The organism is uncultured Nocardioides sp., assembly GCF_947488025.1.
Lineage (GTDB): Bacteria > Actinomycetota > Actinomycetes > Propionibacteriales > Nocardioidaceae > Nocardioides.
Window position 1 is genome coordinate 20093 of record NZ_CANKYS010000003.1, and the last position, 13214, is coordinate 33306.

Genomic DNA, 13214 nt, shown 5'->3' on the forward strand with positions numbered 1-13214 from the left:
ACCTCAGCGCGCGCGGAGCCACCTGGTGACCTGCGGCACACCGTCGAGCCAGCCCAGCTCGGCGGCGTACAGCGCCCGTCGCCCGCGCTGTCGCGGCTTGTGGTCCCACTTCCCGGTCCCGGAGCACGGGAGCGCGGTGCCGCGGCAGGTCCAGCCGTGGAGGAACATCGTCAGCTCGCCGTCGCGCCGCTCGACCAGGTCGGCGCCCCCCGGCCCGCACAGGCCGGTGGTCGTCGTGTCCAGGAACACCCCGCCCACGGCCGCCGTCCAGTCGAGCAGGGCGGTCGAGCGGCGCCAGGTCGTCGCGTAGCCGCAGCGCGTCCAGTCGCCCTCGGAGGACAGGAGCACGTAGCCCTCAGGCCGCAGGGTGAGCACGGGGTTCTCCAGGACGCCCTCGGAGCGCACCAGCTCGAGGCTCGTCGCCCCGGGCTTCACCGACTGCCCGTCGCGGGTCAGGGCGACGAGGCGGACGGTGGACGGGATCCGGTCGGTCTTGTAGAGCAGGTACGACGACCCGTCGGCGTCGCGGAAGAAGGACGGGTCGATCACCCCGGCGCGCGGCAGCGTCGGGTCGCGCGGCAGCAACGGGTCCTGCGCGGTCGGCGTGCCGGCGTACGACGGGCACACGAGCGGGGCGCTCCCCACGGGCCGGAACGGGCCGCGGGCGGCGCGCGAGCGGGCCACCCCGATGCAGCGGCCGTGCTCGCCCATCCCCTTGACCGGGGTGGCGTAGTAGAGGAGCCAGCGGCCGCGCACCCGCGCCACGTCGACCGCCCACACCCCGCCCTGGCGCGACCAGGACGGCTTGTGGGTCAGCAGGCCGGGTCCGCGCCGCCACGGGCCGTCGGCCTGGCGCGACCAGGCGTGCGGCACCAGGTCACCGGTGGCGTAGGCGACCAGCCCGCCGGGCGCGGCGACGACCGCCGGATCGGGGAAGTCGACGTTGAGCACCGGGCGCGGCACCCACTCCTCGGCCGACGCAGCCGACGCGGCGGACGCGGGACGGGCCAGCGTCAGCAGGGACGCGGCGAGCAGCAGCACGAGCAGGCGCGCTGCTCCTCGGTTCGGCACCGGGGGAACCTACCCCGGCGTCGGTTCACGCGGGCAACATCCGGCGCAGTGCCTCGATGCTCCAGCGGGGCGCGACCCCGTCGGCGGCCGCCAGGTAGCCGGCGCGGGCGTCGGCGTCCAGCCCGAACCCGTCCGTCAGGCCCTCGAGCATCGTGCGGACGTACGCCGCCGACGGGGCGGCGGCCGCCGGGACGCGCGTGCCGGTGAGGGTGAGGAGGCGGTGCCCGTCAAGCTCGCCCAGGTCGAGCAGGACGTCGTAGGTGCGGGAGAGCCCGTGGCGGGTCGGCCGGCCGTCGGCGGCGAGGACCAGGTCCGCGCCCACCGGTCGCCGCGCCTCCTGCGCGACGAGGTCGCCGAGCTGGTCGAGGCCCAGCAGGTAGGCACGCGCGTGGACGACGCCGTCACCACCGGGGACGAAGAAGGCCATCCCGCCTCCCCACACCCCCGACTCCCCCGCGAAGGACAGGCGACCGGGCAGCTTGACGGGCCGGTGGGCCCGGGGCGGGGACGGGTCGCGGCACCCGTCGTAGTCGCGGGCGGCTCCCGGGGGCCGCCCGCCGGAGAGGTAGCAGCCCAGCCGCGCGGGAGACAGGTTCGTCCCGTAGGCGGCGTACCAGACGTGGGTCCCGGGGTCGGTCACGTGGCCGTGGTCCCCGGCACGAGGGCCAGCGTGGCCTCCTCGAGCAGTGCCTCCGTGGCGTCCTGGTAGGTCTGCCAGGCCTGCTCGGGGCTGTCTCCGATCGCCGTCATGCCGAGCCTGCCGCACTCGGTGACGCAGCTGAGCATGTGGAACACCACGCCCGTCTTGCGGGAGTGGTCGAAGTGCAGCCGCTTGCGCACCACGACGTCGAACACGTCGCGCGGGGTGAGCGCCTTGAGCCGGTCGTCCTCGAGGTGGTCGGTCGCGACCAGGAACTTGGGGGTGCCGGACGCGTCCCGGTAGAGCCCGGCTGCGCCGTCGTACTCCCCTTCGACGAGGAACTGCAGGGTGAGGAAGGGGTGCGTGGTGCCGCCCTTGCGGAGGTTGAGCTCGATCGCGTGGGCGGTCCAGTCGCCGGCGCCGTCGCGGACGGTGACGAAGTCGACGGCGAAGCGCCCGAGCACGCCGCGCGCTGCGAGGTCGCGCCCGACGACCATGGCCGGCTCGGAGATCAGGCGGGAGTACGCCGGGTCGGCGGGGAACACGCAGCCGAGGTACTTCTGCCCGCTCGCTCCCCCGAGCAGCTGGTCGTGGGTCGACAGGAGCTCGACGGTCCGGTCGGGCAGCACCCGCATCTGGACGCTCGGGCTGGTGAGCGCCGTCCCCGTGATCCGCTCCTCGACCACGCCGCCGAGGCGCTCGAAGCCGGCGAGGAACTCGCTCACGGCCAGGTCCGCCGCCTCGGGCTGCAGCCCGCCGATGCGGCCGCGCACGGCGGGCTCCTCGTCGGGATCGCCGGGGGCGGGCAGCCCGGTGACGTCGACGAGCGCGTTGCCCGACCCGGACACGCCCTCGTTGATCTTCACGATGACCTCCGCCAGGGACGGCATCGCGGCCCGCATCCGCCTCGTCGCCGACACGAGGTCGTCCACCGTGCGGAGGCCCTCGGCCCCGGCGGGCGCACGGACGCCGGCCTCCGCGAACAGTCGGCGGCACCCGGACTTGCTGCCGAGCGACGCCAGCCGCGGGTCCGACCCGTACATCGGGATGCCGAGGCTGATCGCGACGTCGCGCTCGAGCTCGGTCGTCGTGTAGGGGATCAGGTGGCTGATCGATCGGTCGGGGACCAGGTCGCGGATGCGGTGCAGCACCCGCGGCCGGTCGAGCACCTTCTGGCTCAGCGGCCGCACCGACGCGTCGCCGACCGACACCAGCCGCAGCCGCCGGCGCGCGTTGCTGGGGATGACGCCGGGCAGCAGGCCGAGGTAGTAGTCGACGATCTCGTCGGCGATGGGCGAGGAGGTGACGTAGACGAGGGTCAGCATCGGCTGCCGCAGGAGCAGCAGCTGGAACAGCGCACGCTCCTCCATCGCCTGCATCAACGTCCCGCTCGTCGCCGTCGAGCTCTCGAGGCTGATCGACGGCACGACGACCGCCGACTCCTCGGGCCGGTCGGTCCGCATGGCGTCCCACACCTGCGGCAGGTGCTGCTGCAGGTCGTCGAAGACGGCGTAGCGCTGCTCCTCGTCCAGGTCCGCCAGGGTCGTCGCAGCGCCCGCCACCGTGTCCATCCGCCTACCTCCCGGTCGTCTCCAGCACGTCGTGGACCCGCACGGGCCGGCTGAAGCCCTTGGGCTGCACGTCGCCGACCACGTCGGCCGCGACCAGCTCCTCGACCTGCGCCAGCACGCGGTCGGTCACCAGCACCTGCCACGGACCGGCGTCGGAGCAGAGCCGGGCCGCGAGGTTGGTGACGCTGCCGATGGCCGCGTAGTCCGAGCGACCGGGATAGCCGATCCGGCCCAGCGTGGCGAACCCTTGCGCCACACCCACCCCGAGCGACAGGTCGTGCCCGCGGCGCGCCCAGCCGGACGCGAGACGTCGTACGTCCTCACGCACCGCGAGCGACATCGCGATCGCCGCCCCGGCCGGCTCGGGCACAGGGACGGGGTCGTTGAAGAACACCATCACGCCGTCACCGGTGAACCGCTCCAGCGTCCCGCCGTGCTCCTCGATCCGCGTCCCGAGCGCCAGGTGGAACTCGCCGAGGACGTGCATCACCTCCTCGGGCTCCGAGGCCTCGGCGAAGGAGGTGAAGCCGCGGAAGTCGCAGAAGACCACGACGATCTCGCGGCGGTGGCTGGCCAGGAGTCCCTCGTCGTTGACGACGACGTCGGCCAGCTGCGGGGACAGGAAGCGGCGCAGCCGGCCCATGCGCTCGATCTCCTCGACCTGGGCGGCCACCCGGGCCTCGAGCTCGCGGTTCCAGGTGGCGATCTCGGCCGCCTGGCGGCGGACGGTGTCGTGGTAGCCCTTGATCCGTGCGAGCGACCGGACCCGCGCGAGCAGCTCGGACTGGTCGAAGGGCTTGGTGATGAAGTCGTCGGCGCCGGCCTCGAGGCCCTCGAGCCGCTGCGCGCCGCCACCGGCGGTGATCATCACGACCGGGAGGAACTCGGTGCGGGGGTCCTGCCGGATCCGCCGGCAGACCTCGCACCCGTCCATGCCGGGCATCTGCACGTCGAGCAGGACGACGTCGACGGCGGTCGACGCGAGCAGGTCGAGGGCCTCCGGCCCGCTCGAGGCCGACAGGACCTCGAAGCCCCGCGGCGAGAGCACTGCGTCGAGGAGGCGGAGGTTCGTCGGCTGGTCGTCGACCGCGAGCACGGTCCGGCGGGGCAGGACCTGGCCGGTCACGACCCTCCTCCGGCCAGGAAGCGCTCCACGTGCCCGGGGAGCGATCGCGGACTGATCGGCTTCTCCAGGTAGCCGTCGAACCCCGCGCTCCGTGCCCGGTCGCGGTCCTCGGCCATCGCCAGGGCGGTCACGGCGACGACGGGCACGCCGTCTGGCAGGACGCCGTCACGCAGCCGGCGCAGCGTCTCGTGGCCGTCGATGCCCGGCAGCTGAAGGTCGAGCAGCACGAGGTCGGGCGGCTCGCTCGCCGCGGACGCCACCCCCAGCTCGCCCGTGGCCGCCGCTGCCACGTCGTAGCCGGCATGCTCGAGGACGTCGCGCACCAGCTTGAGGTTGAGCGCGTTGTCCTCGACCACCAGGACCTTGGGGCTCACGACACACCACCGCCTCGGGCCTTGTTCCATGGCACCGTCCTTGCAGCCCCCCGCTTGTCGAGTGTGCTCCCGCGGTGCGGCACCGGCAAGCCCCGAATTGGGGGAACGGCCGGGACGTCATGGACTTCCGGGGTTCGCACCGGCCCTTTCCATGACGTCCCGGGTCGGGGACGGTGGCCGATCAGGGCCGCAGCGTGGCCGGCAGCGTCTCGAAGCCGCGCAGGATGCGGGTCTCGCGGCGGCGGGCACCGGACTCGAGCCGCAGGTCGGGGAAGCGCTCCCAGATCGCCCGCAGCCCGACCTCGCCCTCCATCCGCGCGAGCTGGGCGCCGAGGCAGTGGTGGCGACCGGCGGAGAAGGAGATGTGGTCGCGCGCGTTGGGGCGGGCCACGTCGAAGCGCAGCGGGTCGGCGAAGACGTCGGGGTCGCGGTTGGCACCGCCGAGGATCGCGGTGACCATCGACCCGCCGCGCACCACCCGGCCCGCGACCTCCGTGTCGCGGACCGCCATGCGGCCGGTGAGCAGCACGGGCGGGTCGAGCCGCAGCGCCTCCTCGACGACGTTGGGCCACAGGGACGGGTCGGCCCTCACACGGGCGCGCTCGTCGGGGTGGTCGTGCAGCAGCGCGATGCCGTTGCCGAGGAGGTTGACGGTCGTCTCGAAGCCGGCGGCCAGGACCAGGCCGGCCGTCGCCTTCAGTTCGGTCTCGTCGAGCCCGCGGCCCTCCTCGCGGACCGCGACGAGCTGGCTGAGCAGGTCGTCGCCCGGCGTCCGGCGCAGCGTCTCGAGGTGCCGGCCGAGCCAGGCGTCGAACTGCGCGAGCGCCCGCGTGACGGACCGGTAGCGCCGGAAGCCCAGCCCGAGGTCGAGGCTCGGCGCGGCGGCCGAGCCGAAGTCGAGCACCTGGCCCCGCTCCTGCTCGGGCACCCCGAGGATCTCGGCGATGACGGTGACGGGCAGCACCGAGCAGTAGGTCTCGACGAGGTCCACGGGGTCGGACGCCCGCGCCTCCAGCGAGTCGAGCAGGTCGGCGGCGATCTCCTCGGTCCGCTCGCGCAGCCGCTCCACCGCCCGCATGGTGAAGACGCGGGTGACGAGCTTGCGGTAGCGGGTGTGGTCGGGCGGCTCGGTCACGAGCAGCGACGGCGGCTCGACCGGGTGGAGCGTGCTCGGCGCGGCCCACCGGGAGACCCGGCCGAGCGGACCCTGCGCCGTGGGCAGCCCGGTTCGGAAGTCGTCGCTGGTCAGCACGTGGCGTACGGCGGCGTGGCTGGTGGTGACGTGGCCGATGCGGGAGCGGTAGAGCGGGCCGTGCGACCGGATCTCCTCGACGAGGTCGAACACCTCGTAGGAACCGGTCGCGCCGAGCCGGATGAGCCGGGCCTGCAGGTCGCCCCGCGCAGCCGCGCGACGCAGGAACAGCGTCGGCAGGCCGTGCGCGACGCCCCAGTGCACCGCCGACCTGAGCTCACTGGTGGGCGCCGCCATGACCCGAGGGTAGTGCTGCCTAGGCTGGCGGCCATGTGGCTCGCGGTCGACCTCCTGCTCGTCGCCGTCTTCACTGCGATCGGGCGGTCGAACCACGACGAGTCGCTCACCGTCGCCGGCTGGTGGACGACGGCGTGGCCGTTCCTCGCCGGCACGCTCCTCGGCTGGGCGGTGCTCCTCGCCGCCCGGCGGCCGCCGGCCGCGGTGACCTCCGGCCTCGTCGTGTGGGCGGGAGCGCTCGTCGGGGGGATGGTGCTGCGTCAGGCGAGCGGGCAGGGAACCGCGACCGCGTTCGTCGTGGTGGCCACCCTCGTCCTGGGTGCGTTCCTGGTGCTGCCCAGGCTCGGTGCCAGGTTCCGCGCCAGGTTCGGCGCCCGTGGCTGACGCCGACGCCCGCCCCCGCGGCGCCGTACGCTCCACCGGCCTCGCGTTCGGCGTCCTCCTCGCCGCCGTGGCCCTGGTCTCGGTCAACCTGCGGCCCGGCGCGTCGTCGGTCGGACCCGTGCTCGAGGAGCTGCGGACCGGGCTCGGCATGAGTGCCGCGGTCGCCGGAGCCGTGACGGGCCTGCCCGGCCTGGTCTTCGGCCTCGTCGGTGCCGTGTCGGTGGCTTTCGCGCGCAGGGTCGGGATGACCGCCGGCATCACGCTCGGCCTCGTCGCGGCTGCCCTGGGCCTGCTCCTGCGCGTCACGGCGACCGACGTACCGGTGTTCCTGCTGCTCACCGTCGTCGGACTGGCCGGGATGGCCGTCGGCAACGTCCTCGTGCCCGCGTGGATCAAGGCCCACGGGCACACGGTCGCGCTGATGACCGTCTACGGCACCGGCCTCGTCGTCGGCGCCACCCTCAGCTCCGTGGCGACGGCGCCGGTCAGCGAGGCGGCCGGGTCGTGGCGGGCCGGCCTCGGCATGTGGGGCCTCCTGGCGGTGCTCGCCCTGCCGCTGTGGGCATGGCTCACCGTCCACGAGCGCCGCTCCCCCGCCGAGCACGAGGTCAGCGGCGACGCGGCCCCCAGCGGGCGCATCGTCCACTCGCCGACCGCGGTGGCCCTGACCGTCCTGTTCGGCGTGCAGTCGATGCACGCCTACGTCCAGTTCGGCTGGCTCCCACAGGTCTACCGCGACGCCGGGATCTCCGCCTCCCACGCCGGGGCGCTGCAGGCGCTGCTATCGAGCGTCGGCATCGCTGGCGCCCTCGTCCTGCCCACGATCATCGCCCGCGGACGCGGACTGCGGGCGATGGCGGTGTCGTTCGGGGTGCTCCTCGCCCTCGCCTACACCGGCCTGCTCCTCGCGCCGGCCACCCTCCCGTGGCTGTGGGCGCTGATGCTCGGCTACTCCGGGCTCGCCTTCCCGACCGCGATCGCCCTCATCGCCGCCCGGACCCGCCACCCCTCGGTGACCGCGCAGCTGTCCGGGTTCGTGCAGCCGGTCGGCTACGCCCTCGCCGCCGTCGGTCCGTTCCTCGTGGGCCTGGTCCACGAGGCCACCGGCGGCTGGACGCTCATCCTGGTGCTGCTCGCCCTCACCTCGGTGCCGCTGACCGTCGCGGGCGTGCGCGTCGCGCGACCGACGTACGTCGACGACGAGATCTGACCCGCGCGCCGCGCCCCTCTGTCAGGATCTGCGCGTGAGGCAGTGGGTGGTGGTCGTCGGCGGCACCAACATGGACGTCGTGGCCCGCACCTCGGCACCTCTCGTCCCGGCGACCAGCAACCCCGGGCACACCCGGATCTCCCCCGGCGGCGTCGGCCGCAACATCGCCGCCTGCCTCGGCCTGCTCGGCGCTCCGGTGCGGCTGGTGTCGGCCGTGGGCGACGACGCCTTCGGCGACGAGGCGCTGCGGGTGACGGCCGCGTGCGGTGCCGACGTGTCGGCCGTACGCCGCGCGACCGGCACGACCGGCACCTACACCGCCGTGCTCGACGACCGCGGCGAGCTCGTGGCGGCGGTGTCCGACATGGCGATCGTGGACGAGCTCGTGCTCGAGACCGTCCACCTCACCGACGCGGCGCTGGTCGTGCTCGACGGCAACCTCGCCCACGCCCAGGCGGCCCGGGTCGTCGCCGCGGCAGCGGACGCAGGCGTCCCGCTCGCCTTCGAGCCGGTCTCGGTGGCGAAGGCCGCTCGACTCGCCGACCTGGTGCACGACCTGTTCCTCGTCACGCCCAACACCGACGAGCTCGCCGCCCTGACCGGCCGGCCAGCCGCCGACTGGCGCGCGTCGGTCGGCGACCTGCACGACCGCGGCGTCGAGCACGTGTGGCTGCGGCAGGGCGCCAGCGGCTCATGGGTGTGCAGCCGCGGCGACGAGCCGACCCACCTGCCGGCCGCTGCGGCCACGGTCGTCGACGTGACCGGAGCGGGCGACGCGATGCTCGCCGCCTGGGTCGCGGCGTGGTTGCGCGGGGCCGATCCGGTCACCGCCGCCCACCTCGGGCACCGCGCCGCGGCAGCCACCGTCGAGAGTCCCCACACCGTCCGCCCCGACCTGGGCGACGTGCTCGCGCGACCCGAGGAGAGCCCCTGATGCTGACCGTCACCGACGAGGTCCGCGACGCGCTCGCGTCGGGGCAGCCCGTCGTCGCGCTGGAGAGCACGATCATCAGCCACGGCATGCCCTACCCGCAGAACGTGGCGATGGCCCGCACCGTCGAGGGCATCGTCCGCGACGGTGGCGCGGTGCCGGCGACGATCGCGGTGCTCCACGGCCGGCCGACCATCGGCCTGTCCGCCGACGACCTCGAGCTGCTGGCCTCGGACGCCTCGGTCATGAAGGTCTCGATCCGGGACCTGCCCTACGTCGTGTCGCGCGGCCTGCACGGCGCGACGACCGTCGCGTCGACGATGCGACTCGCGGCCCTCGCCGGCATCAGCGTCTTCGTGACCGGCGGGCTCGGCGGTGTGCACCGCGGTGCCGAGACGTCGTACGACGTGTCGGCCGACCTCACCGAGCTGTCGAAGACGTCGGTCGCGGTGGTCTGCGCCGGGGTGAAGAGCATCCTCGACATCGGGCTGACGCTGGAGAAGCTCGAGACCCTCGGGGTGCCGGTCCTGGGCTTCGGCACCGACGAGTTCCCGTCGTTCTACTCGCGCTCGTCGGGCTTCGGCGCCCCGATGCGCGTGGACTCCCCCGCCGAGGTCGCCGCGCTGATGCAGGCCAAGTGGGACCTCGGACTGGCCGGCGGCGTCGTCGTGGCCAACCCGATCCCCGCCGAGTCGGAGATCCCGGCCGAGGAGATCGGCGGCATCATCGAGCAGGCGCTCGCCGACATGGACTCCCTCGGCATCACCGGCAAGGACGCCACGCCCTACCTGCTGGGCCGCATCGTGGAGATCAGCGACGGCGCCTCGCTCACGGCCAACATCGCGCTCGTCGAGCACAACGCCCGGCTCGGCGCGGCCATCGCGCGCGAGCACGCCTCGCGCTAGCTCTGCTAGCGCCGCCGGTCGAACTCCCCGTCGCCGGTCGGCACGATGTCCTTGCCGAGCGGCGCCAGCGAGATCGGGATCAGCTTGAGGTCGGCCAGCGCGAGCGGGATGCCGATGATCGTGACCGCGAGCGCCACGGCCGACACGACGTGGGCGATCACCAGCCACCACCCGGCCAGGACGAACCAGATCACGTTGCCGACGAAGGACCCGACGCCGGCCGACGGCTTCGCGACGATCGTCCGGCCGAACGGCCACAGTGCGAAACCCGCGATCCGGAAGGACGCGATCGCCCACGGGATCGTGATGATCGGGATGCACAGCAGCACCCCGGCCAGCACGTAGCCGAGGAACAGCCAGAAGCCGCCGAAGACCAGCCAGATGACGTTGAGGAGCAGGCGCACGTGGCGATCCAACCAGACCGTCGGCTGCCCTGGCAGGCCCTCAGAGCGCGGCGACCACCGCGCGCGGCGGCGGGTTGGTGCGCGCAACACCGTCGATGACGACCGTCGGCACGACCTCGTCCCCGCCGTTCACGCTCCTGACGTACGCCGATGCGTCGGGGTCGGCCCACACGTCGACCCACACGACGTCGGCGACCCGCTTGCCGAGCACCAGCTGGAGCCGCTTGCAGAAGGGGCAACCCTTGCGCCAGTAGACGACCACCCGGCCGTCCCCAGCGGCGCGCGCACCCTCGGCGGCCGACACCGATGCGGGTCTCCGGTTGAACACGTGGGCCAGTATGCCTGGGCCCGGAACGCTGCTTGGATCGATGCATGGCCTCCCGACTGACCGAGATCTCCCTCGACTGCCACGACCCCGACCTGCTCGCGGACTTCTGGTGCGCCGTCCTGGGCTGGGTCGTCGTGCACCGCGAGCCGGGCCTCGTGGAGATCGGCCCCGAGCGGGTCGAGGACCAGGCCCTGCTGGACGCCGTACGTGCCGGACCGGTCTGCCCGACGATCTTCCTGGCGAAGGTGGACGAGCCCAAGGCGGTGAAGAACCGCTCGCACTTCGACGTCTCCCCCGTCGACGTGTCGCAGGAGGAGGAGGTCGAGCGCATCCTCGCCCTGGGTGCCACCCACGCCGACGTCGGCCAGACCGGCGAGGAGTCGTGGACCGTGCTCGCCGACCCGGAGGGCAACGAGTTCTGCGTGCTGCGCAGCCTCGCGCCCGGTCACTTCTCGCTGTGAGCGGGCTCGACGTCGTCCTGCCGATCGGCACGGAGCGGCTGCTGCTGCGCCCGCACCGGATGGACGACCTCGACGACCTCGTCGCCTTCCACTCCGACCCCGACGTGGTGCGCTACGTCCCGTGGCCGGTGCGCGACCGCGCGGCGACCGAGGAGGCGCTGCAGGTCAAGCTGACCCAGACCGAGCTCGTCGCCCACGGCCAATGGCTCGTGCTGGCCGTCGAGCTGCGGTCGACCGGCACCGTGATCGGCGAGGTGCTGCTCAAGTGGGCCTCGGACGGCCAGGGCGAGGTCGGCTTCGCCCTCGGCCGCGAGCACCAGGGGCACGGCTACGCCGCCGAGGCCGCCACGGCGATGCTGCGCCTCGGCTTCGACGACCTCGGCTTCCACCGCATCACGGCCGTCTGCATCGAGGACAACACCCCGTCCGCGCGGCTGCTGGCCCGGCTCGGCATGCGGCAGGAGGCCCGCCTGGTCGACAACGTCCACTTCAAGGGCGCGTGGACCACCCAGCTGGCCTTTGCGATGCTCGAGGACGAGTGGCGCTCGCGGACCGCCACGACCTGAGGCCACGTCGTACGCCTCAGCCCTGGGCCATGAAGTCCCGCAGCACCCGCGCGAAGCGGTCGGGATCGTCGAGGTGCGGGAAGTGGCCGGCGCCCTCGAAGAGCTCGACCCGGCACTGCGGCAGCGCCCGCTGCGCGCTCAGCGCGTGCCAGGCCGGGATCATCCGGTCCTTCGAGCCCCACACGATCAGTGTCGGCGGTGGCGTCACCCCGGCGAGGTGGTCGTGTGCGCTGATGCTCTGGCCGCCGATGTCGATCACGGCCCGGGTGGTCGCCAGGAACGCGCGGCGGCTCTCGCGGTCGCCGAGCGAGGTGAAGCCGCGCCAGATCGCGCCGATGTCGGCGCCCGGCTTCCAGCCGACCTTCTGCGCTCCCCGGCCGAGCGCCTCGACCCGCTCCAGGACGGGCCCGGAGGCGATCACGCCGAGCACCTGCTCGGCGCCCGGGAGCGTGGCCGAGCGCAGCACGAGGTTGACCTCCCGCCCGAGTCCGCCGCTGGCGACGAGCACGAGCCTGTCCACCCGCTCGGGGAAGAGGTAGTAGAACTGCATCGCGATGCCGCCGCCGAGCGAGTGGCCCACGAGGGTGACCCGCTCGACGCCGAGGTGGTCGAGCAGGTCGCGGAGGGTCGCGGCGTGCGAGCCGAGCGAGTAGTCCCCCGTCGGCTTGGCCGAGTCGCCGTGCCCGAACAGGTCGGGCACCACCACGCGGTGGTCCTCGTCGACCTCGTCGACGAGGTGGGACCACTGTCGCTGCGACCCGAGGATGCCGTGGATGAAGAGGACCACGGACCCCGAGCCGCTGTCGACGTACGACAGCTCGTGGCCGTGGAGCACGACCGTCTGTGGAGCCAGGGGGATCATCGTTCCTCCGCGGTCGTCGGTCGGTTACCCCACGGTAACCCCGAACTCGCCCGCAGCGGCGGCGCTGGGGCCAAGATCACGCCGTCGATCGCCGATCGGCCGGCGGAACATCGAGGCGACGGGGGGCGTTCGGGTCGTCATGACCACACTCGGAATCGTCGGAGCAGGACACATCGGCAGCACCGTCGCCCGCCTGGCGGTCGACGCAGGGGTGGACGTGGTGCTGGCGAACAGCCGCGGCCCGGAGACCCTCGCCGACCTCGTGGCCGACCTGGGGCCCCGTGCCAGGGCCGGGACCGCCACGGACGCGGCCTCCGCCGGCGACCTGGTCGTGCTCACCGTGCCGCTCAAGGCGCTGGGCGACCTTCCGGCGGACGCCTTCGACGGCCAGGTCGTGCTCGACACCGGCAACTACTACCCGCAGCGCGACGGCCGGATTCCCGATCTCGACGACGGCTCGAGCACCGCGAGCGAGCTCACCGCGCGTACGCTCCCCGGCGCCCGCGTCGTGAAGGTGTTCAACAACATCTTCTTCGAGCACCTCGGCGCGCTCGCCCGCCCCGAGGCGCCGGCCGGCAGCGACGAGCGCAGCGTGCTCGCCATCGCCGGCGACGACACCGCCGCCAAGCAGGCTGCGACCGAGCTTCTCGACACCATCGGGTACGACGTCGTCGACGCGGGGCCGCTCGCCGAGGGCTGGCGCTTCCAGCCCGACACCCCGGCGTACGGCCTCCCCTACGACGGCAGTTCCGACGGTACGTGGAGCGGTGCGACCGCGAAGCGGGTCGGTGCCCAGGAGCTGCGCGACGCGCTCACGGCCGCGACCCGGGGCTGACCGGGGAACCGACGGGTCGTACGGCTCGGGCTCCATCGACCCGACCGTTCCCCAGGC

General features: G+C 73.6%; 16 protein-coding genes. 7 read left to right on the plus strand and 9 right to left on the minus strand.

Features of this window, described 5'->3' with window-relative positions; translation table 11 throughout:
* Window positions 1–3 precede the first annotated feature (3 nt).
* From Q1B24_RS06680 to Q1B24_RS06705, 6 genes are all read right to left on the minus strand, one after another.
* Complete coding sequence (locus Q1B24_RS06680) at window positions 4–1071, minus strand: family 43 glycosylhydrolase (RefSeq protein ID WP_299925224.1); 1068 nt, start codon at window positions 1069–1071, stop codon at window positions 4–6.
* A 25-nt stretch (window positions 1072–1096) separates the two neighbouring features.
* A complete protein-coding gene (locus Q1B24_RS06685; RefSeq protein ID WP_299925227.1) occupies window positions 1097–1711 on the minus strand; it encodes a histone deacetylase in 615 nt (204 codons plus the stop codon).
* Entirely contained in the window at window positions 1708–3282 is a 1575-nt protein-coding gene (locus Q1B24_RS06690; RefSeq protein WP_299925230.1) for a peptide ligase PGM1-related protein, read from the minus strand. The genes Q1B24_RS06685 and Q1B24_RS06690 overlap by 4 nt, the downstream gene beginning before the upstream one ends.
* 4 nt (window positions 3283–3286) lie before the next feature.
* A complete protein-coding gene (locus Q1B24_RS06695; protein WP_299925233.1) occupies window positions 3287–4408 on the minus strand; it encodes an adenylate/guanylate cyclase domain-containing response regulator in 1122 nt (373 codons plus the stop codon).
* Window positions 4405–4782: a response regulator gene (locus Q1B24_RS06700; protein WP_299925236.1), complete on the minus strand. Its 378-nt coding sequence runs from the start codon at window positions 4780–4782 to the stop codon at window positions 4405–4407. The genes Q1B24_RS06695 and Q1B24_RS06700 overlap by 4 nt, the downstream gene beginning before the upstream one ends.
* A gap of 181 nt (window positions 4783–4963) precedes the next feature.
* Window positions 4964–6271 carry a cytochrome P450 gene (locus Q1B24_RS06705; protein ID WP_299925239.1) on the minus strand — a complete coding sequence of 436 codons (1308 nt, stop codon included), beginning with the start codon at window positions 6269–6271 and terminating at the stop codon, window positions 4964–4966.
* Between the two features lie 33 nt (window positions 6272–6304).
* Here Q1B24_RS06705 and Q1B24_RS06710 point away from each other — a divergent pair, with 33 nt between their 5' ends.
* From Q1B24_RS06710 to Q1B24_RS06725, 4 genes are read left to right on the plus strand one after another with little or no spacing between them, the layout of a single operon-like run.
* The gene (locus tag Q1B24_RS06710; protein WP_299925242.1) at window positions 6305–6655 is read left to right on the plus strand and encodes a DUF3054 domain-containing protein; all 351 of its coding nucleotides are present in this window, start codon (window positions 6305–6307) and stop codon (window positions 6653–6655) included.
* Window positions 6648–7865 carry an MFS transporter gene (locus tag Q1B24_RS06715; RefSeq protein WP_299925245.1) on the plus strand — a complete coding sequence of 406 codons (1218 nt, stop codon included), beginning with the start codon at window positions 6648–6650 and terminating at the stop codon, window positions 7863–7865. The genes Q1B24_RS06710 and Q1B24_RS06715 overlap by 8 nt, the downstream gene beginning before the upstream one ends.
* A 34-nt stretch (window positions 7866–7899) precedes the next feature.
* On the plus strand, window positions 7900–8799 hold the full coding sequence (locus tag Q1B24_RS06720; RefSeq protein WP_299925248.1) for a carbohydrate kinase family protein: 900 nt from the start codon (window positions 7900–7902) through the stop codon (window positions 8797–8799).
* Window positions 8799–9701 (plus strand): pseudouridine-5'-phosphate glycosidase, encoded by a 903-nt coding sequence (locus tag Q1B24_RS06725; RefSeq protein WP_299925251.1) that lies wholly within the window; start codon window positions 8799–8801, stop codon window positions 9699–9701. The genes Q1B24_RS06720 and Q1B24_RS06725 overlap by 1 nt, the downstream gene beginning before the upstream one ends.
* Window positions 9702–9706: 5 nt before the next feature.
* Here Q1B24_RS06725 and Q1B24_RS06730 read toward each other — a convergent pair whose 3' ends face one another.
* Together Q1B24_RS06730 and Q1B24_RS06735 are read right to left on the minus strand one after the other, a co-directional pair.
* Window positions 9707–10105: a YccF domain-containing protein gene (locus Q1B24_RS06730; RefSeq protein WP_299925254.1), complete on the minus strand. Its 399-nt coding sequence runs from the start codon at window positions 10103–10105 to the stop codon at window positions 9707–9709.
* A 40-nt stretch (window positions 10106–10145) separates the two neighbouring features.
* The gene (locus Q1B24_RS06735; protein WP_299925257.1) at window positions 10146–10433 is read right to left on the minus strand and encodes a glutaredoxin domain-containing protein; all 288 of its coding nucleotides are present in this window, start codon (window positions 10431–10433) and stop codon (window positions 10146–10148) included.
* A 44-nt stretch (window positions 10434–10477) separates the two neighbouring features.
* Here Q1B24_RS06735 and Q1B24_RS06740 point away from each other — a divergent pair, with 44 nt between their 5' ends.
* Together Q1B24_RS06740 and Q1B24_RS06745 are read left to right on the plus strand one after the other, a co-directional pair.
* Complete coding sequence (locus tag Q1B24_RS06740) at window positions 10478–10894, plus strand: VOC family protein (protein WP_299925260.1); 417 nt, start codon at window positions 10478–10480, stop codon at window positions 10892–10894.
* The gene (locus tag Q1B24_RS06745) at window positions 10891–11460 is read left to right on the plus strand and encodes a GNAT family protein (protein ID WP_299925263.1); all 570 of its coding nucleotides are present in this window, start codon (window positions 10891–10893) and stop codon (window positions 11458–11460) included. Before Q1B24_RS06740 ends, Q1B24_RS06745 begins: the two co-directional genes overlap by 4 nt.
* A gap of 16 nt (window positions 11461–11476) precedes the next feature.
* On the opposite strand, the gene Q1B24_RS06750 is transcribed toward Q1B24_RS06745, so the two are convergent.
* Window positions 11477–12322, minus strand: a complete 846-nt coding sequence (locus Q1B24_RS06750) for an alpha/beta fold hydrolase (RefSeq protein ID WP_299925266.1) — start codon at window positions 12320–12322, stop codon at window positions 11477–11479.
* Between Q1B24_RS06750 and Q1B24_RS06755 the strand changes: the two genes are divergently transcribed.
* Entirely contained in the window at window positions 12234–13157 is a 924-nt protein-coding gene (locus tag Q1B24_RS06755; RefSeq protein ID WP_299925269.1) for an NAD(P)-binding domain-containing protein, read from the plus strand. The two genes, Q1B24_RS06750 and Q1B24_RS06755, sit on opposite strands and share 89 nt — an antisense overlap.
* The last annotated feature ends 57 nt before the right edge of the window (window positions 13158–13214 follow it).